Origin of the sequence: Flavobacterium zubiriense (genome assembly GCF_041729725.1) — a bacterium.
GTDB classification, from domain to species: domain Bacteria; phylum Bacteroidota; class Bacteroidia; order Flavobacteriales; family Flavobacteriaceae; genus Flavobacterium; species Flavobacterium zubiriense.
This window is the reverse complement of the sequence record NZ_JBCFQL010000007.1, coordinates 176,964-200,578: the sequence shown is the minus strand read 5'-3', so window position 1 is coordinate 200,578 and position 23,615 is coordinate 176,964. Positions and strand designations below refer to the sequence as shown.

The window sequence follows — 23,615 nt, the reverse complement described above, 5'->3', positions numbered from 1 at the left end:
CACTCAACTCTTGATTTCCTATTTCATTAATAGGCTACTTTTTTTTCAATAAAAGTGAATATTCTATCAAAAAGCAATCCTACAATTCCAATAATTAGGATGGCTGCAATTACTTTTTCGAGGTTTAAAGCGTTCCAACAATCCCAAACAAAAAAACCGATTCCTGCTCCGCCTGACAGCATTTCGCCAGCAACAATAACTAGCCATGCCACGCTAATGCTTAAACGTAAACCTGTAATAATATGAGGTAAACTGTAAGGAATTAAAATTTTAGTTAAATATCTCATTTTTGAAAAACCAAAAGCTTTGGCTACATTTTTATGATCTTGAGGAATCGATCCAACACCAAAAGCAGTGTTAATTAATGTAGACCATAAAGAGGTAATAAAAACGATAAATATGGTAGCCAGACCTGTATCTTTAAATACCACTAAACCAATTGGAAACCATGCTAAAGGCGAAACAGGTTTCAATAATTGTACGATTGGATAAAAAATTTGCTTGCATATTGTACTTGCTCCCATCAAAATCCCAATTGGAATCGCTATTAATGAACCTAATAGAAATCCAAATAGTACTGTTTTTATAGAAACGAATAATTGTATACCAATCCCTTTATCGTTAGGACCATAATCATAAAAAGGATCGCTAAGCATTTCTTTTAATACAGTTAAAGTTCCAATAGGTCCTGGTAAAGCTTCTTGGGTGTACGCACTTAAAAGTGCCCACAAACCTGCAAAAAGCGATAGACCCACACAGGCAAATAAAATAGATTGTAACTTCGTACCCATAGTGGTTAAGGTAAGTTTTAATTTTACATTTTCTTTAATTAAACTTTTTGTACTACTTCTTGAATCATCGATTTGGGTGCTAATAGAGTCAATTGTTAAGGTGTTTTTATCAGACATGGCAATATAATTTAGGTTTAGTATTATAAATCTGTGCTATTCTATTTTTTAATCGCAGTTGAAACAACAGGGATGAGAATAATCTTTTTTTAGTTTTTAACTACTTTCAAGTAAGCAGCAGGATTTGCTGGATTGAAAACTGTTTTATCCATAGTGAGAGAAAATGGCTTCATATCATCGGCAGGTACTTTAATTTTCATACTAGCAGCAACTTCCTTATACAAATCTGTCAATATCAGTTTGTCTGCAATAGCTTTGTAGTTTGGAGCAGTTTTTAAGTAACCAAAGCGTACGAATTGTGCCATAGCCCAGATTGCATGTGATTTGCGTGGAAAATTTACCATACCGCCTTTATGGAAAGCCATTTGGTCACCTTTGTATATTTTTTTACCCAAATTGCAACCTAAATTGTATTCTCCGTTTAATCGATCTTCGATAACATCATTGTTTGCATTTACGTAAGGTGCTTTACCAATAATATCAGCAGTTTTTTTACGATTGGCAGGCACATCTAGCCAAATACAAGCTTCCATTACAGCTTTCATTACTTTAACCAAATCTGCTTTTCTTTTGGCACTAAAATCTTTGTTTACTACCAAGGCTTTTTCTGGGTGATCTTTCCAAATGTCTTGAGTTGCAATTTGAGTAAAGCCAACTTTTTGCATTGCAGCTACACCTCCCCAAGGCTCTCCGACACAAAATCCGTCCATATTCCCTACTTTCATATTGGCAACCATTTGTGGAGGTGGGATGGTGATAATTTTAGAGGTTTTTTGATTTATTTTTGCCAAGGCTAGCCAGTTGCGCAACCACAAATCGTGTGTGCCACCAGGAAAAGTCATGGCGAATGTTACTTCTTTTTTGGCTTTTAATTTGGCAGCAACCACAGGTCCTGCTTTAGCCATATCTTTAAAACCTACTTTTCCACAAAAATCATTAGATAATGTTATGGCTTGTCCATTATTATTCAACATCATAGCAATTTTCATTTCTGATCCAGCTTTTCCTCCAACGCCAGTGTACACTGAAAAAGGCATGGAATACAAACAGTGAGCTCCGTCTAATTCGCCAGTTAAAATCTTGTCGCGAACATTGGCCCATGAAGATTCTTTGGTAACAATTACTTCTACGCCATATTTTTTGAACAATCCCAATTCTTTGGCCATAACAATTGGTGAACAATCGGTTAAAGGAATAAATCCTAGTTTTATTGGTTCTTGAGCACTCACACTAGAAAAGATTGCGCTGATAGACAGCACTATAACAAAAATTGATTTTGTTAGTATTTTTTGATTTAATTTAAATGTTTTCATATTCGATAGTTTTTAATAAATTAATTAGTTATTTTTTTGAGAAAACTTGTGGGTTGATGTTCACCATTAAATACGCCCAGTTGTTTGTTGTATCATTCAAACCACCTTTAAGCGCTACCATAGCATCAGAACCAAACATTTGCGAGTAACCAGCAATAAGAGTAATGTCTTTGCTTGCTTTGTAAACCGCTGTTACATCAACCTCGGTTCCTAAGTATTTATCATCAGTTGCAGACAATTCATTTGCTGTGTAAAATAAATGAGGAGCAACAGACAAGTTTACTTTTTTGATTGGGAAGTCTAATTTTAGAGTTACATCTTGCAATCCTACTGAACCTCCATGGTTTCCTACATAGAAATAATCCATAAAACCATTGAAAGCGTGGTTTGTACCAAAAATAGGATTGAACGATTTAACCATTGTAGAAGTAGAATTTTGGTCTTTTCCAGATAAAAATTCATAACCTAAAGTAGCTTTAAATTTTGGAGAAAAAGCATAACCTAAATTAGCTGCTGTTTGCCAAGCCGAAACTTCGTCGGTACCAATTTTTCCAGTTTGTCCGTAGAAACTAAAATCAAAAGTTGCTTTTTTGCCAGCGTAATTAGCATAAGTTCCAAAAGTTTGGTAATAATTTGTTTCAGCTTCTGTTGGAGTTTTTCGATATTCTCTCCCTAAGTTTAAGGCTAAAAAGCTTACTCCTAATTTTTTTATAGCGGTGTGATACCAAGCATATTGAAAATCTTTAAATTCTAAGTCACTTCCAAATGAAACTGAAGTTGGAAAACTAAGAGCAGTTTTAGTTTCATCTTTTGCATTTAATGCAAACCCTAAATCTAATTGGCTTTTAGCAGCTTTAAATTTAAATAAAGCGGCATCAAAACTACGTCCTTGATTTGCCCAATCTAATCCTCCAAAGATTCTTTGGTTATCATAAGATAATATTTGACGACCTACTTTAGTACTCCATTTGTCAGTAAAACTGTATTGTGCCCATCCTTCAAACATAACAAAACTATTGGTCGCATTTGAAATACCTCCTGTAAGGTGGTTTACCGCACCCCAAGTACGTACATTTTGTAAAGCCAATTTTACAGCTAATTTTTCGTCTTTGTAATTCAGGTTTAATCGTGAACGATTCCCAACAAATGAAGTATGAGTTGTAGTGGGGGTTAATAATGTTCCAAAACCGTTTGTGTATTCATATCGAGGTCTGATTTGAATATCCGAACTGAATTCCTGAGCTATTGCCCCAGTGCCTACAAATCCTATTACTGATAAAGAAAGTGTTTTAAGTAATTTCATAGTCGTTGATTTTAAATTTTGCTCTTGTTTAATTATTACACTGCAAACATACTTACGTAATTTTACTTATACATAACGTCTAGCGCAATAAAAACAAGTTTTTTAAACCAACTTTATTTGTATTATAAAACGATTAAAAATAGGTGTAAAAACATAAAAAAGAATTAAAGTGTTTATTTATAGCGTTTTAAAATCAATCGTACTTACTAAGTAGTGTTTTTGAAACACCCAAAATCTAGTAGTTATACGTAGAAAATAAGTTTTACAATTATTTTTTTAGCCCCCTTTTCTGTGGAGGGGAGTAATGTCAAAAAGTTAAGTTGTTTTAGCCGTCACTTCGAGTGGTTTTATACCACAATGTGATAGCTTTAATGTATAAAATTGTGTCGAGAAGCCATAAAGGGACAAGTGTTCTCGATACTTCTTAATAATTTTCATCGCAAAATGTTACTCGACTCGAACTGACGAGTATTTAACTTAATGACATTGTTGGAGAGAGACGAAGTGAGGTAAATGAAATGTAAAAAATCCCAATATCATATCGAGCTTTACTTTTTATAAAATAAATTGAAGCAAATTGGATGCTGTGTTCATCAACCCAGAAGTGCAACAAATTTATTATTTTGAGTTTCATGAATCAATTTTAAAATAAAATTAGATACCGTTACAACAACACACAAAAAAAATCCGACTTGTTTTCACAAATCGGATTTCTATATCAATCTAAAATTTTAATTCTAAAATTTACAAGTGAATTACTTCGCCATAAGCATCAGCAACAGCTTCCATAACCGCCTCACTCATTGTTGGGTGTGGGTGGATTGATTTTAGGATTTCGTGACCAGTAGTTTCTAGTTTACGTGCTACAACTGCCTCAGCAATCATATCAGTAACACCAGCACCGATCATGTGGCATCCTAACCATTCGCCGTATTTAGCATCAAAAATTACTTTTACAAATCCGTCTGGAGTTCCAGCCGCTTTTGCCTTTCCTGAAGCTGAGAAAGGGAATTTACCAATTTTTAATTCGTATCCTTTTTCTTTAGCTTGTTTTTCAGTTAAACCTACAGAAGCAATTTCTGGAGTAGCATAAGTACAACCAGGTACGTTTCCATAATCGATAGGTTCTACGTGCAATCCTTTAATTTTCTCCACACAGTTGATTCCTTCAGCAGAAGCTACGTGAGCCAAAGCTTGTCCTGGAGTTACATCACCAATAGCGTAGTAACCAGGAATATTAGTTGCGTTGTAAGCATTAACCAAGATTTTATCTCTGTCAGTAGCAATTCCTACTTCTTCTAAACCAATATTTTCGATGTTAGTTTTGATTCCAACAGCCGAAAGTAGAATGTCAGCTTCCAGAACTTCTTCTCCTTTAGCTGTTTTTACAAATGCTTTTACGCCATCTCCTGAAGTATCAATTCTTTCTACAGAAGAGTTAGTCATCACAGTGATTCCAGCTTTTTTCAAAGATTTTTCAAATTGTTTCGAAATATCCTCATCTTCAACAGGAACTACATTTGGCATAAATTCTACGATGGTAACTTCTGTCCCCATAGAGTTGTAGAAATGTGCAAACTCCACTCCAATCGCTCCAGAACCTACAATAATCATCTTTTTAGGTTGTGTAGGCAATGTCATTGCTTGACGGTAACCAATTACTTTTACACCATCTTGTGGCAAGTTTGGCAACTCACGAGAACGTGCACCAGTAGCAATAATGATATGATCCGCACTATATTCAGTAACTTTGTTGTCCTTATCAGTAACGTCTACTTTTTTACCTGGTTTTAGTTTTCCAAAACCATTAATAACGTCAATTTTGTTTTTCTTCATTAGAAAAGTAACTCCTTTGCTCATTCCTTCCGCAACCGAACGGCTACGTTGAACAACCGCCGAGAAATCTTTATCAAATTCAGAAACCGTCAATCCGTAATCGGAAGCGTGTTTTAGATAATCAAAAACTTGAGCTGATTTTAGTAACGCTTTTGTTGGGATACAACCCCAGTTCAAGCACACTCCGCCTAAATTTTCTTTTTCAATTACGGCTACTTTAAAGCCTAATTGTGATGCTCTAATGGCAGTTACATATCCACCTGGCCCACTTCCTAAAACAATAACGTCGTATTTCATTTCTATGTATTTATTTGTTTTTATTGGTAAAATGAAATTTGCTAAAAATGCCCCTTTCATTTTATATCAATTCTTAAAGTTAATTAAGACTGCGAATTTAATGATTTATTCTGTTTTTAAAACTCACAAAAGCACAAAATATTAACAGAATGCGGTTTATAAACGTTGATTTTTAAAAATCTAACAAAATACCCTCTGTTTCTTAAATAATTTTAGGAATCTATCAATGCTGTAATTTCGAAATTATACTTTAGTAAGAGCATTTTCTGAGTGTCTGCACTTATTGTCTTTTTTGACCGCAAATTCGCAAATTATTTATTTATAAAAAGTTTTTTAAATTTGCGAATTTGCGGTCAAAATTTATAGTTACCCCACCATTTTTTGTTTCCTCAACAACAACCAAATCACAATTGGTGCTCCAAAAATAGAAGTAACCGCATTAATCGGCAAAGTAATGTCGCCACCAGGGACTTGCGAAATTGTATCACAAATTAGCATAATAATCCCTCCAAAAAGTAGTGTGCTCCAGTACAAAATAGTATGATTACTGGTTTGGAAGACCAATTTAGCAATATGAGGAACTGCCAGACCAATAAAGGCAATAGGGCCAACAAAAGCCGTAATACTCCCAGCAAGTATACTGGTAGCAAAAATGATAATTAATCGTGCTTTTTTATAATTTAAACCCAGACTTCGAGCGTAATTTTCGCCCAAAAGTAAAGCATTTAGAGATTTGATGCTGGCTAGACTCAACAACAATCCAAGCAGTACACAAAAGAATAAAATAATAATGGAAGTCCAAGAAAGATTTCCCAAATTCCCTAAAGACCAAAAAGTGAATTTTTGCAATTGTTCGGCTGTGCTAAAATAACTTAGGGTTCCCACTATTGCTGAGCTTAAACTACCAAACATCAAACCGATAATTAAAATGGACATCGTGTCGCGCAAACGAACAGAAACCAGTACAACAGCTAACAGTACACAAGTACTCCCAATAGTTGAAGCTAAAACAATTCCGTAAGACGAAAGTACTATTTCTTGTAAAAAAGCAGGAAGTAAACCTGCACCTAAAATTACAAATGCAACTCCTAAACTTGCTCCTGAACTCAGTCCTAAAACATAGGGTCCAGCCAATGGATTTCGGAATAAGGTTTGCATCAATAAACCACTTATCGAAAGTCCCATTCCAACCAAAACCACCGTAATGGCTTTAGGCAATCGATAATTAATAATAATATATTCCCAAGTTGATTTGCTGGCCTGTTCACCAGTTAAACTATGATAAATTTCTTTGAAAGGAATGGTGATAGATCCTAAACTGATATTGGCAAAAAACAAAAATAGTAACGCCACCACAAGGTAGAAAAATAGAATTGTATTTCGCTTTTGATTTCTCAATTTATGTTCTAATTTTTTAATTTATGATATTGAATAATTTACACAAACAAACTCGGTTTCGGCTCCCTCTGCTTCGGAGAGTCCCGAAACTTCGGGAGGGCAGAGGGATTTAATTTAATTTTTGTGCAAAGGTAAAATTATAGTCCGCTAATAATTCAGGATGAAAAATCTTGATGTAATCTTTCAAAACTAAATCTGGTCGGCTAGGAGCTAATTCATAATAAATTGTTCCTCCTGTCGCTCCTAATTTGCATTCAAAAGTATAGATGTTTTTAGTTTTAAAAGCATCAAATTGCACGTAATGCGGATTGCTATTTGCTAATTCTTTTGCGTTTTTAAAAGAACCTGTAGCAATCCAAACCTTGGCAATTTTTGCCTTGTCTAATATTTTTTCGAAAGGCAATCCTAAACTTCCGCTACCTTCAACATCTGCCCATAAATAATTGGATTTGGCGTCTTTCATAAATTTTGCAACCCAACTATTTCCTTTGGCAACATACCATTGATTCTGATACATAGAACCGTATAAAACAGTTTCTTTTGCCTTTTGGTTGGCTACTAATTGCAAAGCATCTTGGTAGTTTTTTACAATGTTGTCAAAAAGGATTTTACCTTCTTTTTCTTTGCCAAATAAGGCTGCGTAGAGTTTAATCCATTCGGCTTTTCCTAGTGGTGATTGCTCCATCCAATCAGCCTGAATAATGACGTTTAAACCGCTTTTTTCTAAATTCGCAATCATCGGATTGTTATTGTCAACACCAAAAGTTACAATGGCTTCGGGAGCTAAATCAATAAGCTTTTCTATGTTTAAGCGTTCGTTTTGTCCCACGTTTTTTACTATTCCTGCATCAATTAACTTTCGTGTTTTTTCAGAAGAAACATAATCGGTATGAGGAAATCCAACTAATTTTTTTTCTACTTCAAGCATTTCTAAAAAAGGAATATTTGTGGTTGAAGTCACCACAATAGATTGCAAAGGAACGGAGAGTTGGGTGTACTTTTGTAAACTATCAGGAATAGCTGCATTTTTTTCTTTTAGAATATAAGTGAAATCTTTATTAGCGTCAGGCCAAGGATTAAGTACTTTAACAATCGAATATCCATTGTATTTGTAGATAGCAAGATTAGTCGAATATCCAATTTCGTTTTTTTGATTCGAATGGGAAGGTGTATTTGAATTTTCGTTTTTTTTGCAAGCGGCAAAGCTTAAAAGCAGCAGTGAAAACAGTATTTTATTATAAAAATATTTCATCATTAAAATGTATTTGCGAGCAAAGGTATAGTAAATTGTAAAAAATACTGTTTATTTTTTAGGATAAAAAAATGAACAAATACTATCTTTACCTCATGAATGCTATAAAGCTAAAGCTTTGCTCTGGTTGTGGGGCTTCCTTTAATTGTGGAAATATTTCTCAGGAAAAAAAATGTTGGTGCAATGATTTTCCGCCTATATTTAATTTTTCAGAGGCTGGTGATTGTCTTTGTCCTAATTGTTTTAAAGACAGTTGTTCGATAAAAATAGAAGAATATGTAGCTACTGTTTCTCCAGATAATGCATTGGAAAATAAAGCCAAAGATTTACCTAAAACTACTCATTTGATTGAAGGAATCGATTATTATTTGGAAAACGGAAATTATGTTTTCAAGGCTTGGTTTCATCTAAAAAGAGGAAATTGCTGTGGAAATGGATGCCGTCATTGTCCGTATTAGAATAGTTATTAATGATTAATTGTAAATGGTTAATTATGGGAGATAATATTGTTAAAAATAAGAGTTTTCAATTTGCAGTTCGAATCGTTAAGCTGTATCAATATTTGTGTTCTGAGAAAAAAGAATTTGTACTTTCAAAACAATTGTTGCGATGTGGTACTAGTATTGGAGCAATGGTTAGAGAAGCGGAACATGCTGAAAGTAAACAAGATTTTATTCATAAGTTTGGAATTGCCCAGAAAGAAGCCAATGAAGTTGTTTATTGGTTGGAACTATTAAAAGCCACAGATTATTTGAATGAAAAAGAATATGATAGTATTTCTGAAGAAGCGGTAGTGATTTTAAAATTAATAACAAGTATTCTTAAAACATCAAAAGCACAGTTAAAGACTAAATAACAATTCTAAAATTTATAATTAACCATTTATAATTAATCATTAAATGATCTATTTCATAACAGGTGGAGAGCGCTCAGGAAAGAGCAGTTATGCCGAAAATATAGCGAAGGAATTATCATCAAGACCTATTTACGTTGCTACAGCTCGAAAGTGGGATGATGATTTCCAAAAGCGAATTGACCGTCATCAAAAAGATCGTGACGAACGCTGGATTAACATTGAAAAAGAAAAATTTATAAGCGAAATTGATTTTTCAGGGCAAGTGGCTGTAGTTGATTGCGTAACTTTATGGTTGACTAACTTTTTTGTTGATACTAAAAATGATGTCGAGTTGAGTTTGATTCAAGCCAAAGCGGAATTTGAAGCAGTAATTAAACAGCCGAATGTGACTATCATTATTATTTCTAACGAAATCGGAATGGGAATTCATGCCGATACGCACATTGGTAGAAAATTCACCGAACTGCAAGGTTGGATGAACCAATATTTAGCTAAAAAAGCAGATAAAGTGGTGCTAATGGTTTCTGGAATTCCAGTAATAATTAAAGGAGTATTGTAAGAGAAATTCAATTACAATATCAATAAAAGAATACCTATATCAAATTTCAATTGTAAATTAATTTCAATGTTTTTTAATTGATTTTTGCATTTGTCATTGCCAATGAAATTTAATTATAAAACATGAGTAATTTAGACGACATTTTAAAATCCCGCCGAGATACACGTCATTTTACGAATGATAGTGTTCCTGATGCCGTAATCGAAAAAGCATTACAGGCAGGGCATTGGGCGCCTTCTGTTGGTTTGACCGATGCAACACAATATTATCTAATCAAATCGGTAGAAATTAAGAAAGCGATTAAGGAATTGTTTTTAGAATACGATAAAAAAGCAGCTGGTTCCACGGATAACGAATCCCAAAAAGAACAATATCAAAACCTAAAACTTGAGGCGATTGAAGAAGCGCCATTGGGATTGGTAATTTGTTATGACCGTTCGGTACTTAATAATTTTACTATCGGAACAGTGGGAAGCAATGAGGCGATTAAGTTTAGTGCAGTTTGTGCGGCACAAAATATTTGGCTTTCACTTACGGAACAAGGGTATTCAATGGGCTGGGTTTCGATTTTGAATTATTACCAATTCAAAGAAATATTGGGTTTACCAGAACATATAGAACCGCTGGGGTATTTTTGCGTAGGCAAACCAGCAACAAATTATGATAATCAACCGATGTTGCAGCAATTACATTGGAAACAAAAATCAGAAACACCTTTTGTTTCAGAAATTACCGAATTGCATTTAGCAACAGCAAAGCAAGTTGAAGTCAAGACAATCCATCCCCTTACAACTGATTTTTTTTTAAAAAGCTTGCAACAGAAAATAGATCAAAAAACAAAGCCTATTGGTTCATTAGGAGTTCTCGAAAAAATAGCCATACAAATAGCTACTGTTTTTAAAACTTTGGAACCTAAAATAAACCAACCCCATATTGTGGTTTTTGCAGCCGATCATGGTATTGCACAACATGGAGTGAGTGCTTATCCTCAGGATGTAACGCGCCAAATGCTAACTAACTTTCTAGAAGGTGGAGCGGCAATAAATGTATTTTGTAAGCAAAATAAAATAGAGCTGTCCGTTGTAGATTCGGGTGTAAATTATGATTTTCCGTCTAATACAAGCTTGATTTCGGCTAAGATTGACAAAGGAACACATTCGTTTTTAAACGGTTCAGCAATGACCGAATTGCAAATGAATTTGTGTTTTACTAAAGGAAGCGAAATTGTAACAACCATTGCAAAACAGGGAAGCAACTGCATTGGTTTTGGCGAAATGGGTATTGGAAATACGGCTACAGCTTCGGTTTTAATGAGTGTGCTTTGTGATTTTCCTATCGAAGATTGCGTGGGCAGAGGCACAGGAGTCAGCGATGAAAAATTGCAATTGAAGATTGATGTTCTAAGAAAAGCAATTGAGAATTACCAAGGAGATAAAAATTTAGAGAGTTATTTAGCTTATTTTGGAGGATTTGAAATTTTGCAAATGGCTGGTGGAATGCTAGAGGCTTATAAACAGAATATGATTTTTCTAGTGGATGGTTTTATTTGCAGTGTTGCCTTTTTAATAGCTTTCAAAAAAAAACCTTCTATAATGAATAACGCTATTTTTAGTCATCAATCAGCTGAAAAAGCGCATAAAAAACTACTCGATTATCTAGGAGTTTCAGCAGTTTTACAATTAGATTTGCGCTTGGGTGAAGGAACAGGTTGTGCACTTGTGTTTCCAATAATTAAATCAGCAGTTGCTTTTTTAAATGAAATGGCTAGTTTTGAAAGTTCTGGAGTGAGTGAAAAGTAGCTGTTTTAGTTTGGCTAAAGCCAATAATTATTCCAATCAGAGTTTCTCCAGATAAATCTGGAGGCAATTAAAAATAGTATTTGATATTGGAATTTAGAAAGTGATGAGAAATTTTTTAATGAATTGCCAATAGCTTTAGCTATTTGGGATAAAAAATAAATCAAATTGGCTTTAGCCAAAATGATATTGATATTTAATAAAATGAAAAAAGAACTCCATATATTTTTTACGGCATTACTATTTTATACCCGAATTCCTTGCCCTAAAAACATCAATCATCATCCGGATTATTTAAACAAAGCTTCGAGATATTTTCCATTAATTGGTTGGATTGTAGGAGGAATCAGTTTTGTTGTTTTCTATCTTTCCACCTTAATTTTTTCTACTGAAATTGCAGTTGTGCTTTCAATGATTGCCAGTATTCTGGTTACTGGAGCATTTCATGAAGATGGTTTTGCTGATGTTTGTGATGGTTTTGGTGGCGGATGGACTAAAGAAAAGATTCTTTTAATCATGAAAGACAGTGCCATTGGAGCTTATGGAGCGATTGGCTTAGTATTGCTTTTTTTATTAAAGTTTCAAAGTTTGGTTCAATTAGTTGAAGAAACAAATTCAATAGTGATTGGTTTTTTATTGTTTGTTTCAGGACATGCTTTAAGCCGCTTAGCCGCAATATCAATTGTTTTTACCCACGAATATTCAAGAGAAGATGCGACAAGCAAAAGCAAGCCTATTGCTCAAAGTTTTAGCTGGAGAGAAGTAGTTGGTGCTTTCTTTTTTGGATTGTTACCGCTTATAGTATTGGCTATTTTTAATTGGCAAATACTATTGGTTTTAATTCCTGTTTTCTTATTCCGATTTTTTATGGCTCGTTATTTCCAAAAATGGATAGACGGCTACACTGGTGATTGTCTTGGCGCTACTCAGCAAGTTTGTGAAGTTGTTTTTTATCTATCAAGTATTGCTTTATGGAAGTTTATTTAGTTCGACATACTGAAACGGTTTGCAAAAAAGGCATTTGTTACGGACAATCTGATGTGGATTTGAAAGTACCTTTTTTAGAACAATTTGAATCAATAAAAAAACAATTACCATCTGATGCTGTTTTTTATTCGAGTCCATTATCTCGATGTACAGCGTTGGCAAAATATCTATCATCTTCATCAATTAGTATCGATTCTCGATTGATGGAAATGAATTTTGGGGATTGGGAAATGAAAAAATGGGACGCTATTCCTGAAGCTGACTTTACGCCTTGGATGACTGATTTTGTAAATGTAACCGTTCCTAATGGCGAATCTTTTGTAGCTTTACATTATCGTGTAAATGAGTTTTTAGAAGAATTGGTTTCAAAATATAATTCGAAAAAAATAGTGCTTATTACGCATGCTGGAGTAATCCGAAGCATTTTGTGTGCCTATTCAAATTCACCATTGAAGGACGCTTTTACAAACAAAGTAGATTTTGGCGATGTTATAAAGATAGAACTATAACTATAACTTGAATTAGAAATATCTATATTACTGGTTTTTAGTGATTTATGATTACTATATCAAATATTGATATAAATTTGATTTTTAGCTGAATTAAGTTTTATCTTTGCTGCCGTATTGAGGTTGCTATTTTTTATTGAAAAATAGCATTAAAAGGGAATCAAGTGAATGATTATTGATGAATTTAGATTTTATATCTGCAATTTAAATTTCATAATCACTAATCAAAATCTTGAGCTGTACCCGCAACTGTAAGCTATCAAGCTTGTTGTTATCTACAAAACCATTGTTCGCCACGGCGGATGAGAAGGTAAACAACAAGACGCAAGCCAGGAGACCTGCCTTAAACATTAATAAATATCGAACTCTCGGGAAAAAGAGTTTAGAAATTATGACTTTAAGGATAAGACTTGTTTTTTTTATTTTGTTGTTGTGCCAATTTATTTCGGCGCAGAACGATACTATTACCAAATTGAAAGAAGTTATAGTTTCTGATGCTAATCTTAAAAAATATTCCAGTTCGCAATCCGTTTTAAAGCTTAATGATTCTATTATCAATAAAAATGAAGCTTTGTTGACTGATTTATTAAATTTTAATTCCACAATTTACTTCAAAGAGTACGGTCGCGGAATGCTTTCTACAGTTTCTTTTAGAGGTACAACAGCCTCGCAAACAGCAGTAATTTGGAACGGAATTAATATTAATTCACAAATGAATGGAAGTACTGATTTTAATACCATTTCAGGTACTGATTACAATTCAGTTAGTGTAAAGGCTGGCGGAGGAAGTTTGATTTACGGAAGCGGAGCCATCGGAGGTACGGTTCATTTAAATAATGATTTGGTGTTTTATGATCAATTTGAAAACAATTTAAAACTTGATTATGGGAGTTTTAATACTTTAGGAATAAATTATAAAGCGAATATTTCTAACAGAAAATGGAGTACTCACATTGGATTTTCAAGAAACAGCTCCACAAATGATTATAAATACTTAAATCAATATACCTGGAGAGGAGAGCAGCGTTGGAATCAAAATGGTGAATATGAGGTTATAACTATGAGTGCCAATTTAGGATATAAATTGGATGCAAAGAACACTTTAAAATTATACACTCAAACTTCAAATACCGATCGAAATACTTCATTAATTTTAGAATCTGAAACAAAAAGTAAGTATGTAAATGGTTTTAATAGAAATTTATTAGAATACGACGGCGATTTTGGAAGGTTTACGACCAATTTTAAAACAGCTTATATTTTTGAAAATTATCAATATTTTGCTAACAAAGCACTAAATAATTATAGCTTCGGAAAAACGGAAAGTTTGACAACCAAAGCTGATTTAGGATATACTTTATTTAAATCAACACAAATTAATGCCATTTTTGATTATAATCGAACAAAAGGTTTTGGTAGTGGTTTTGGCGACAATACCAGAGAGATTAGTTCAGCGGCTTTTTTGGTAAAACAAGACATTTTATCTAATTGGAAAAACGAAATTGGTATTCGAAAAGAATTTACAGATAATTATAAATCGCCTGTTTTATTTTCTCTTGGCTCATCTTATCAGATTAGTGAATTGTATCAATTAAAAATGAATTTATCCAGGAATTTTAGAATTCCAACTTTCAACGATTTGTATTGGGAAGAAGGAGGAAATCCGGATTTGAAACCAGAGAGCTCGTATCAGACAGAAATTGGAAATGTTTTTACTTTTAAAAATCTTACTCTAACGCAAAACTTCTATTATTTTAAAATAAAAGATATGTTGCAATGGGTTCCTGGGAATAATGGAATCTGGTCTCCACAAAACACGAATAAGGTAGCTAGTTATGGAGCCGAAACTTTATTGAATTGGAGAAAGCAATTGGGTAAAAATATTTTTGCTGCCAATGCTACTTATGCTCATACAATTTCAGAAAATAGCATTACCAAAAAACAACTTTTCTTTGTTCCATTTAACAAAGTAACAGCTGCTGTTTCTTATTCCAGAAATCGATTCTCGACCAATTGTCAATTTTTATATAATGGTTTTGTCTATACTCGAACCGATAATAATCCGGATGAAACGGTAAAGAGTTATAAGGTGACTAATATTGGAATCGATTATGATTTTAAATTTTTAGAATCTTTTAAACTAGGCTTTCAGGTTCTAAATTTATTTAATGAAGTTTACGAAAGTCTTGAAAGCAGACCTATGCCAGGTCGCAATTTTAATATGTATTTAACCTTGAAATTTTAATAGTATGAAATTAACTAAATTATTTTTATTAGCATTAAGCATATCGCTTTTTGTTTCTTGTTCTAACGACGACGATGTTTCTAATGATGATCCTAAAGGGATTTATGACAATGGATTTTTTATCCTAAACGAAGGATCTAAAGAAAAAGGCAGTGTTTCTTTTCTAAGTGATGACTTAGTTACATTTACAAAAGATGTATATGGACCAAATAATAGTAACGATAATCCAGGTGGCTACTTGCAAAATATCTTTTTTGATGGAGAGAATGCTTATATAATTGCTGGTGGTTCAAATGTTATCAATGTTGTTAACAGGTATACCTTTAAGTTGATTGCTAAAATTGACAGTGGACTTGAAAATCCAAGATATGGTGTTGCAAAAAATGGAAAAGCGTATGTAACTAATGCAAATACGTATGCACCGTATGGAAAACCTGCTGATGATGCAGCGGTAATTACAGGTAATACAGATGATTATGTTGCAATTATTGATTTAAAAACGAATAAGTATGAATCAAAAATTAATTTGAATGGAACAGGAAATAGAATTGTTGAAGAAAATGGTAAATTATACATTACAGAGCCGTACAATAGTGAGAAATTATTAGTTGTAAATATAGCAACTAAAGCTTTAGAAACTCCAGTTACTATTGGTTCAAGTGCTAATACAATGGAAGTAAAAGATGGAATTTTATATATTTTAAGAGGACCTTATGATAGTACAAATGAAATTGTTAAAGTAAAATTATCAGACAAATCAGTTTCTAGAATTACTTTTCCACAAGATTTTGACACAGCATCTTTTTTAGATATCGAAGAGGATAAAATATTTTATACCGCTGGTAAGTCAGTTTATGTGATCAATACTAATGCTACATCAGTTTCGACAACTCCTCTTTTAACCGCTACTATTTCAGCTACAGGTTATATTTACGGTTTTGCAGTAAAAGATAATCGTATTTATATAGCTGATGGAGGTACTTTTGGTCAAGACAGTAAAGCTTTTATTTATAATCTTACCGGAACATTAGAAAAAGAATTAACCGTTGGTATAGGGCCAAACGGTTTTTATTTTAACAATTAATTCGTTGTAAAGAGTTAATGTTAGGGTTGTGTGAAAAAGGCTTTCAGAAATGAGAGCCTTTTGTTGTATTATTTAAAATGATTTATTGCTCAAAGTGCATCCTATTTTGTCCTCTAAGTGTTTTAGAATCATTTAAATATTCTAAAGTATTGGTTGCTTTTTCAGGAATCATTCTAGCTGTACCAGTTATTTTTCCAATTGCTGTACTCAGTAAAGGTTCCGATGGATCGCCAAGTACACCAAATGTTTGTATTCTTTCTAATAATCGATGTTCGGGGACTAAGCCTTCTAAATAATCACCAAAACCTATGGCATTTACAGAGCGCGCCACTATAGGCTGCATGGCATAGCGGTGTGAAGGATTTACATTAGTTTTAATAAATCCAGGTGAATCATAAAGCGTAACCGAAGCTACATTTTTTCCGTCAGTATTATCTCCTATTTGGATTACATTGATATATGGATCAAGACCATTAATAATAAGTTCGCTTGCCGATGCCGTACTTCTAGTAGTTAAAACATAAACAGTATTCAAATTCAAACTGTTTAGACTTGTTCCATCGATAGTACTTGTAAAAGTGTATTTTCTGTTAAGGTGTGATTTTTTTGTATTATACGCCAATTCGCTGAAAATTTCGCCTCTAAATTGCCCTGTAATCATACTCGCCAATCGGGTTGCAGTTAGTACTGAACCACCACCATTGTATCTTAGATCTAAAACCAATTCGGTTACACCTTCGGATTTGAAATAGCCAAAAGTATCATTGAGTTCTAAATCATAACTATCATAAAACCCATTGTACATGAGATAACCAATTTTGTGCTGTCCACTATTGATTATTTTCTTGATAAAAATAGGGTTTTCGGCTAAATTAGTTTTGGTTAATGCTAATGATTTGCCATTGGGAGTAATTACAGGATTGTTATTGGCATCATAAGTAAGATTAGCAAAATTTAAAGTATAGTTTTCAGCTGCACTATTTAATAAACTGCGATAATTTGTTAAGGTTAAACGAGTACCATTAACGGCATAAAAAATCTCTCCACGCCGAATATCTTTTGTAGCCGCATCTGAATTTGGAATAATATAACGTACATAACCAATAACGTGATCCGTGTTTACAAGACTTAAACTAAATTCCACCCCATTGTTTTTAGTTGTTCCTCCTAATTGCTGTTCTAGCGTGAGATAATCACTAACTATCCAACTGTATCGGTCAACAGTGCTATTAACATTAGCCTTATCTGAACCTGGGGCTCTGTAGAGTAATTTTTCAAATAGTTCTTCGGGAGTATATTTGCCTAAGAAACTTTCGTATTCCATATTATCCATAAATCTATTGTCAGCTAAATCAGGAACTTCTTCCTGCCATAAGTACATGGAATTCATTCCTCTCCAAATAAATTTAGGAACATCCAGAGAAGTTGGTTCTGGTAATGTATCATCTTGGTCTTGACAGCTTTGCAAGAACAAAAGGGGTAGTAATAGAAGGAGTATGTATTTATTTAGACTTTTCATAATTAGAAACTATTATAAGTATTAACGTAAAAATACTATCTTTAGTTTTATTATTGATTTTTTTTGGAATGAATAATTTTTTGGTTTTGCATAAATGACACTATTTCACGTTATAACATTTAAACCAGCATATAAAATATTTGGCATAGAAATGGTAAGTATAGCTATAACAAAGCGCATAAATTTAATATTAAAGATAAGAAAATGAAAAAAGTACTCCTTACATTTTTAGTTGCATTAGCATCAAGTTCGTTTTATGGACAAACTGTTTTCGATCAATTTGATGGACAAGAGGAAATTGTTTCGGTGGTGGTCAACAAAAAAATGTTTGAATTAATGAGTAAAGTAAAAGTGGATCCGTCTGATATTGAAACACTGCAATATTTGAAATTAATTCGAAATTTAGAAAATTTAAAAGTTTTTTCGACTACAAATAGTATAGCTGCTAAAAAAATGAAAGATGTAGCTGAAAGCTATATTAAATTGGCTGATTTAGAAGAATTAAAAAAAGTAAACGAAAACGGAAAACAAATTACGATAGATGTAAAACGTACTGGAAGCAATCAACTAAAAGAGTTTTTAATGTTTATTGATGATGATGCAAATGGTATTAATCGATCGGTTTTAATGTCATTAACAGGGGTTTTTAGTTTAAGCGATATTTCTATTTTGACTAATAAGATGCAAATTCCAGGAGGGAATGAATTGAAGAAACTAACTCAAAAATAGGATTGTCCAATACATAACAAAAAGCAGCTTCAAATTTTGAAGCTGCTTTTTTTAGTTTTTAAAGGTATTTTATTTTTTATTTTCTTAGACAGTTATACATTTAAAAAAAACAAATCACCTCTATATCAGTTATTCATTGATGTTATTTGCAAAACATTTTGAGATTTTTAGCAGCACTTTGACTTCCCAGTTGTATAGCTTTTGTAAAATCGGCACAAGCACTTTTTTTGTCATCCAGATGCGTATAGGTTAATCCCCTTAGATTGTAGGTAATGTAATCTCCTGTATTAAATTTGATAGCTATGTTACAGTCGTTCAAAGCTGATTTGTAATCTTTTAGTTTGTAATGAATATTAGCTCTGGTTGTGTAAGCATAAGTATTGTCGTTATGCATTTCTATGGTTTTATTAACATCAGTTAATGCACCTTGAAGATCATTGATTTTAAGTTTTTGCATTCCTCTGTTTAAATAGGCAACAACAAAATCAGGTTTCATTTTTATGGCTTTAGTATAATCGGCTATTGCGCCTTGAGCATTTCCAGCGTCTGATTTTTTCATTGCTTGGTCAAAATAGTTTTCTGCAGTTTGACTCCAACCAATTGCCGATAGTAGAAGAAATAAAAATAAGAGTAGGTTTTTCATAGTTAGTTTTTTTAATTTAATAAATGGGTTGTTAAATGTATGAAATTGAAAATTATTATGATTGTTAATCAGTGAATTTAATTTTAAAATCTTGGAAAGGGTAGTTTTTTTTGTGATGTTATAGAAAAATTTTCATTTTAAAATCTATTTATAATTATCGTCAAATAACGAATAGCAATAACTTAAAGTTTCATTTTATAAAAGCAAAAAGTAGCTTTTATGATTGTATTTATGATTTTTTAAATCATTTGAATGGTTTTTTTATTATGAAAGTTCAGGCTGTAGTTCCAGAAATAACCGCTAATGAAAGAGCTGAGATTGATAAATTAATGGAAAAAGCTCGCAAAAAAGCGGTTGAATATAAAAGCATGAAACCGATATCGGCTATTTTTGAGATTTATAAAACGCAAACCGGACAATATTTAAACAGTATTGGTCACAATTGGGGTCAAATGTATAATGATTATGCAAAAAAGTAAAGTCTGAAAAAGTAGCTAAAAGCAAGAATAAAAAACAAAAAAAGGTCTTTAATCGTTAAATTAAAGACCTTTTTTTATGGTAATAAATAATGAAATGCTATTGAACGTTAAGTTGGTAAGTTGCCATTTTCCAAATCTCATCGTATTTTTTTCCATTGTGTTCTCCTGCAGATTTTTCGGTTTGTGAAAATTCTATCATATAATTTCCTGACCCGATAGGTGTAAACGAAAATTCTCCATTTTCATTTGTCCATAATTCTTTTTCCCAGCCATTTGGTGCAATAACTTTTACTTTTTGTTCTTTAGCTACAGCAGCATTATATGAAGCTATTGCGGTAACCTTTGTGTTTTTTGTTACAGAAGAAGCATTTTCAGGAAAAACACTAATTTTGTTAGGGTTTGCAGTTGCAACGTTTCCAATTGATTTGTTTCCAACAACAATAGTAGCACTTGAGTTGTAATCTAATTTCATAGTACCATAAACATCTTTTACGGTATGTTGCATTACTACTGTATAAACTCCTTCTTCCTCAGGTGTAAAAAATGATTGGTATTTATCTTCTAAAGCTGTAGATTTTAATTTGATTTCTTTTTTAGAAGGACTAATTACTACTAATGTAAAATCTTTTAAATCAGAAAACCATTTATCGGCTTTAGTAATATCATTTTCTGAAAATTCACCAAAGTAAATTGAGATCTCCTGAGGTTTTCCTTTTGTTCCCATAGCTTTTGTTTCAATCCATAAAGCATGAGCAAATAGAGAAGGACTAGCAACTAACAATAAAAGAACTGCAGTTATTGTTTTTAAAATGTTTGATTTCATAAAATATATGATTTAAATAGATTGTTTAGAATAATGGCAAATATACTCTATAAATTTTTTCATTACAATTTATTTAGATTTAATAAAAACAATAATTTTAAATACAGTATTAATGTTGTTGAATTAAAGTTTAGCTGTCATATGGATTTTTGTCTTGTTTTTGGAAAAAAAGAAAAAACCCCTTGTGATAAGAGGTTTTAAAATTGAGAATGTGACCACGGTGGGGTGTTACCCTGTGTATTTTGATGAATTAGTAATGAATTAAAAGGATACTAAAGCCGTGTTAGGTACTGTTATTGTTGAGTTATAATAATTTATTTAAATTTATTGCAATACGTAAATTGTCGGCTTATGGTCGGCTTTTTGTGTTTTTTAGGCTAAATGTCGGCTAACTTTTTATATCTTTGGTTTGTTCAAATATTTAACCAATGGCAACTATAAAATTTATACTTCAGGGCAAAAGTGCAATGTCAAACATTACGGTTCGTTTCATTGTGAGTAAGAAAATTGACTTAAAAAGAAAAACGGGTTTGACAATCGATGTAAATGATTGGAGTGAACCAAAAAAGCAACCAATCCCGAAAAACGAAAACCTAAAAAGATTAAAATCTAAATTAGACAAACTACAAAAGCACATTGAAACGGCTTACAATGATGCAATAAGTAACGGAGTCGAAATTACAGGCGACTGGTTGCAACTTCAAATTGACATAAATAATAATAAAATCCCAATTGTTGAACTCGATGTATTGACAAACTACATTCAAAAATACATTGATGAAGCACCTTATAAGCAAAACCAAAAAAAGCAAATTGGATTAAGTACTGGACGTATTCAAAATTTGAAGTTATTTAAAGCCACGGTTAAACGCTATGAAGCCGAAACGCCAAAAGGTAAAAGCATTTTGATAAAAGATATTAATTTGCAATTTGTTGAAAAGTTCAAAATTTGGTTATTTGGCAAAGGGTATTCCGTTAACTATGTAGGAAAAAATATAGCCAATTTAAGAACCATTTGTATTGATGCTTCAAAAAACGATATTGAAACCTCGGTGCAAATTAAAAACATCAAAGGCGTTTCGGAAAGTAAAGAACCCGAAGACATTGTTTTTTTAAATGAACAGGAACAGGAGGCAATAAAAAAAGCACCCTTAATTCGTGAAGCATTGATAAACGCCCGTAAATGGTTGTTGTTAGGTTGTTTGATTGGACAGCGTGGAGGGGATTTGTTGAGTATCACAGCCAAAAACATAAAAGACATTAACGGAATTAAAATAATTGAACTAAAACAACAAAAAACAGGCAAACTGGTTGCAATTCCATTATTGCCCGAAGCACTCGAAATAATTGAAAACGGTTTGCCTTATAAAATTTCATTGGCGAATTTTAACGAATACATTAAAGATGTCTGTAAAGAAGCTGAACTATTTATGCCAACCAAAGGACGTAAAAAGCTCAAACAAGGCAAACCAACTGTTAAAGATGTGTACCCAAAACACGAAATTATTAGTAGTCACATTTGTCGCCGTTCCTTTGCAACTAATTTTTACGGACGTATTCCGACACCCGTATTAATGAATATCACGGCTCACGGCTCAGAGCGTATGTTTTTGCATTATATCGGAAAAACGACATACGATAATGCTTATCAAATGTTAGAATATTTCAGTAAACTAACACCAAAAACCATTACCCCGCCCGTTATGGAAGTTATTAGAAACACAGGCGACCAAAAAGAATAACACAGGCAAACATTAAAACTTTATTCAAATGGCTTTAAAAGATATTCAAACTAATAAAAATGATATTCAAGAATATTTATTATTAATCTCTAAAGTTCCCGAAAAGGTTAATAAAATTGATATTGATATAAAAAAGGAGTTATTAATTGATATTGATAATAGGATTGGTGCTATAACAGGAACTATTTGTGAAATGATCGCCAATAACCCTAATTATAATTATCCTGAGAATTACCCGCCTGATAAACTTTTTGATTATTGGGCTTCAAGAGTAAGTCAATTGTTTAATTACAACGAATTGAAAAGTTTAAAATTTTGGATTGAAAGTAGTATTACTGGTAATTCAATAAACAATATCAGGATTAAAAATTATGAAAATGAAGTTTGGTTTGTTGTTGGGGTTTGGATTGCAACGGGAGAACTTGAAACGCTATTGGGAAAATATAAAAATCCTACACAATTAGCAAAGAATTTGAAGCCTGAACAATGGTCTTCATACAAAACTTACATTGGTGATAGTAAGCGTCAAGATACAGTAGTAAAAAGAAATACAAACATTTTTAATGATCCTGATAAAATCACAAAAATTTATGAGTATTGTGTTGAAATGGATTTTAAAATATTAAATCCGTTTATTGAATTTTATAAAAAAATTGAACTCGGATATAACTAATTAAAAGAAGTAGTTATAAAGTCAACGCTACCAAAAATACTACCAAACGCATAGATTCATCTTTGTACTTATTAATTAAAACATAAGTACAAATGGAGGCACAAATTTTTTTAAATGGTATAACAGTTGAACAGTTAGCCAAAGCACTAGAACCGCTGTTGGGAGTTAAAACAGTAACCGAACCGCAGCAACCCGAAAATGATTTTATTACACGGGATGCGGTTTGTAAATTACTATCGATAAATAAAACAACTCTTTGGAAGCACACGAAAACTGGTAAGTTGAAAAGCTACGGGATCGGAAACCGTGTAATGTATAAAAGAACCGAAGTGTTTGAAGCCGTTAAACCTCTTAAAGAATAACGGAAATGAAAAATAGTAATAATTCACAGGCAAACGGTCACGACCAACTAAATGTTGTTTTTAATGCATTCTTTGAATATCCTAAAACAATGAAAGAAGTCGACAAAGAAACAAATGTAATGAGAGAATCTATTTGCCGTCACGTTAAAACACTACGGGCAAAGAATCAAATAGCATTAGTAGGTTTTCGTAAATGTAACATAACTGGACACGGTAAAGTGGGGATTTATACAACCAATCCCGATTTATTCCCAGTATCAAACCAATTGAAATTATTTTAAGATATGGAAACGAAAACCGTA

23 protein-coding genes and 1 riboswitch are annotated in these 23,615 nt (G+C 32.6%); of the genes, 14 read left to right on the top strand and 9 right to left on the bottom strand.

Features of this window, described 5'->3' with window-relative positions; translation table 11 throughout:
• Positions 1-26: 26 nt before the first annotated feature.
• From ntrB to AAGV28_RS08365, 6 genes are all read right to left on the bottom strand, one after another.
• Positions 27-908, bottom strand: a complete 882-nt coding sequence (gene ntrB, locus AAGV28_RS08390; RefSeq protein ID WP_373406365.1) for a nitrate ABC transporter permease — start codon at positions 906-908, stop codon at positions 27-29.
• 89 nt (positions 909-997) lie between these two features.
• On the bottom strand, positions 998-2,221 hold the full coding sequence (locus tag AAGV28_RS08385; protein ID WP_373406364.1) for a CmpA/NrtA family ABC transporter substrate-binding protein: 1,224 nt from the start codon (positions 2,219-2,221) through the stop codon (positions 998-1,000).
• Between the two features lie 28 nt (positions 2,222-2,249).
• Positions 2,250-3,524, bottom strand: coding sequence for an alginate export family protein (locus AAGV28_RS08380; protein ID WP_373406363.1), 1,275 nt, complete (start codon positions 3,522-3,524; stop codon positions 2,250-2,252).
• Between the two features lie 744 nt (positions 3,525-4,268).
• Entirely contained in the window at positions 4,269-5,657 is a 1,389-nt protein-coding gene (gene lpdA, locus AAGV28_RS08375; RefSeq protein ID WP_373406376.1) for a dihydrolipoyl dehydrogenase, read from the bottom strand.
• Positions 5,658-6,023: 366 nt separating this feature from the next.
• Positions 6,024-7,055, bottom strand: coding sequence for an iron chelate uptake ABC transporter family permease subunit (locus AAGV28_RS08370; RefSeq protein ID WP_373406362.1), 1,032 nt, complete (start codon positions 7,053-7,055; stop codon positions 6,024-6,026).
• 109 nt (positions 7,056-7,164) lie between these two features.
• Positions 7,165-8,307: an ABC transporter substrate-binding protein gene (locus AAGV28_RS08365; RefSeq protein ID WP_373406375.1), complete on the bottom strand. Its 1,143-nt coding sequence runs from the start codon at positions 8,305-8,307 to the stop codon at positions 7,165-7,167.
• A 71-nt stretch (positions 8,308-8,378) separates the two neighbouring features.
• Here AAGV28_RS08365 and AAGV28_RS08360 point away from each other — a divergent pair, with 71 nt between their 5' ends.
• From AAGV28_RS08360 to AAGV28_RS08325, 8 genes are all read left to right on the top strand, one after another.
• Entirely contained in the window at positions 8,379-8,765 is a 387-nt protein-coding gene (locus AAGV28_RS08360; RefSeq protein WP_373406361.1) for a DUF5522 domain-containing protein, read from the top strand.
• A gap of 35 nt (positions 8,766-8,800) precedes the next feature.
• Positions 8,801-9,163: a four helix bundle protein gene (locus tag AAGV28_RS08355; protein WP_373406374.1), complete on the top strand. Its 363-nt coding sequence runs from the start codon at positions 8,801-8,803 to the stop codon at positions 9,161-9,163.
• A 43-nt stretch (positions 9,164-9,206) separates the two neighbouring features.
• A complete protein-coding gene (locus AAGV28_RS08350) occupies positions 9,207-9,722 on the top strand; it encodes a bifunctional adenosylcobinamide kinase/adenosylcobinamide-phosphate guanylyltransferase (RefSeq protein ID WP_373406360.1) in 516 nt (171 codons plus the stop codon).
• Positions 9,723-9,844: 122 nt separating this feature from the next.
• On the top strand, positions 9,845-11,521 hold the full coding sequence (gene cobT, locus AAGV28_RS08345; RefSeq protein WP_373406359.1) for a nicotinate-nucleotide--dimethylbenzimidazole phosphoribosyltransferase: 1,677 nt from the start codon (positions 9,845-9,847) through the stop codon (positions 11,519-11,521).
• A gap of 201 nt (positions 11,522-11,722) precedes the next feature.
• Positions 11,723-12,505 (top strand): adenosylcobinamide-GDP ribazoletransferase, encoded by a 783-nt coding sequence (locus AAGV28_RS08340; RefSeq protein ID WP_373406358.1) that lies wholly within the window; start codon positions 11,723-11,725, stop codon positions 12,503-12,505.
• The gene (cobC, locus tag AAGV28_RS08335) at positions 12,490-13,014 is read left to right on the top strand and encodes an alpha-ribazole phosphatase (RefSeq protein ID WP_373406357.1); all 525 of its coding nucleotides are present in this window, start codon (positions 12,490-12,492) and stop codon (positions 13,012-13,014) included. The genes AAGV28_RS08340 and cobC overlap by 16 nt, the downstream gene beginning before the upstream one ends.
• Before the next feature lie 103 nt (positions 13,015-13,117).
• A riboswitch (cobalamin riboswitch) is annotated at positions 13,118-13,374 on the top strand.
• A gap of 112 nt (positions 13,375-13,486) precedes the next feature.
• The gene (locus tag AAGV28_RS08330) at positions 13,487-15,259 is read left to right on the top strand and encodes a TonB-dependent receptor plug domain-containing protein (protein WP_373406356.1); all 1,773 of its coding nucleotides are present in this window, start codon (positions 13,487-13,489) and stop codon (positions 15,257-15,259) included.
• Between the two features lie 4 nt (positions 15,260-15,263).
• Positions 15,264-16,343, top strand: a complete 1,080-nt coding sequence (locus AAGV28_RS08325) for a DUF5074 domain-containing protein (RefSeq protein ID WP_373406355.1) — start codon at positions 15,264-15,266, stop codon at positions 16,341-16,343.
• A gap of 82 nt (positions 16,344-16,425) precedes the next feature.
• Here AAGV28_RS08325 and AAGV28_RS08320 read toward each other — a convergent pair whose 3' ends face one another.
• Complete coding sequence (locus AAGV28_RS08320; RefSeq protein WP_373406354.1) at positions 16,426-17,862, bottom strand: S41 family peptidase; 1,437 nt, start codon at positions 17,860-17,862, stop codon at positions 16,426-16,428.
• A 204-nt stretch (positions 17,863-18,066) separates the two neighbouring features.
• On the opposite strand from AAGV28_RS08320, the gene AAGV28_RS08315 reads away from it, so the two are divergent.
• Positions 18,067-18,591 carry a DUF4252 domain-containing protein gene (locus tag AAGV28_RS08315; protein WP_373406353.1) on the top strand — a complete coding sequence of 175 codons (525 nt, stop codon included), beginning with the start codon at positions 18,067-18,069 and terminating at the stop codon, positions 18,589-18,591.
• 142 nt (positions 18,592-18,733) lie between these two features.
• Here the strand turns inward: AAGV28_RS08315 and AAGV28_RS08310 are convergent, their stop codons facing one another.
• On the bottom strand, positions 18,734-19,234 hold the full coding sequence (locus AAGV28_RS08310) for a tetratricopeptide repeat protein (RefSeq protein WP_373406352.1): 501 nt from the start codon (positions 19,232-19,234) through the stop codon (positions 18,734-18,736).
• Between the two features lie 266 nt (positions 19,235-19,500).
• Here AAGV28_RS08310 and AAGV28_RS08305 point away from each other — a divergent pair, with 266 nt between their 5' ends.
• Positions 19,501-19,713 (top strand): DUF3826 domain-containing protein, encoded by a 213-nt coding sequence (locus AAGV28_RS08305; RefSeq protein WP_373406351.1) that lies wholly within the window; start codon positions 19,501-19,503, stop codon positions 19,711-19,713.
• 97 nt (positions 19,714-19,810) lie between these two features.
• On the opposite strand, the gene AAGV28_RS08300 is transcribed toward AAGV28_RS08305, so the two are convergent.
• Positions 19,811-20,536 carry a hypothetical protein gene (locus AAGV28_RS08300; RefSeq protein WP_373406350.1) on the bottom strand — a complete coding sequence of 242 codons (726 nt, stop codon included), beginning with the start codon at positions 20,534-20,536 and terminating at the stop codon, positions 19,811-19,813.
• Positions 20,537-20,964: 428 nt separating this feature from the next.
• On the opposite strand from AAGV28_RS08300, the gene AAGV28_RS08295 reads away from it, so the two are divergent.
• The 4 genes from AAGV28_RS08295 (at position 20,965) to AAGV28_RS08280 (ending at position 23,594) form a co-directional block, all read left to right on the top strand.
• Positions 20,965-22,278, top strand: coding sequence for a phage integrase SAM-like domain-containing protein (locus AAGV28_RS08295; RefSeq protein ID WP_373406349.1), 1,314 nt, complete (start codon positions 20,965-20,967; stop codon positions 22,276-22,278).
• A gap of 28 nt (positions 22,279-22,306) precedes the next feature.
• Positions 22,307-22,951 (top strand): BRO-N domain-containing protein, encoded by a 645-nt coding sequence (locus AAGV28_RS08290; protein ID WP_373406348.1) that lies wholly within the window; start codon positions 22,307-22,309, stop codon positions 22,949-22,951.
• Positions 22,952-23,043: 92 nt separating this feature from the next.
• Positions 23,044-23,313, top strand: a complete 270-nt coding sequence (locus AAGV28_RS08285; RefSeq protein ID WP_373406347.1) for a helix-turn-helix domain-containing protein — start codon at positions 23,044-23,046, stop codon at positions 23,311-23,313.
• A gap of 5 nt (positions 23,314-23,318) precedes the next feature.
• Positions 23,319-23,594 (top strand): hypothetical protein, encoded by a 276-nt coding sequence (locus AAGV28_RS08280; RefSeq protein ID WP_373406346.1) that lies wholly within the window; start codon positions 23,319-23,321, stop codon positions 23,592-23,594.
• Positions 23,595-23,615 lie beyond the last annotated feature (21 nt).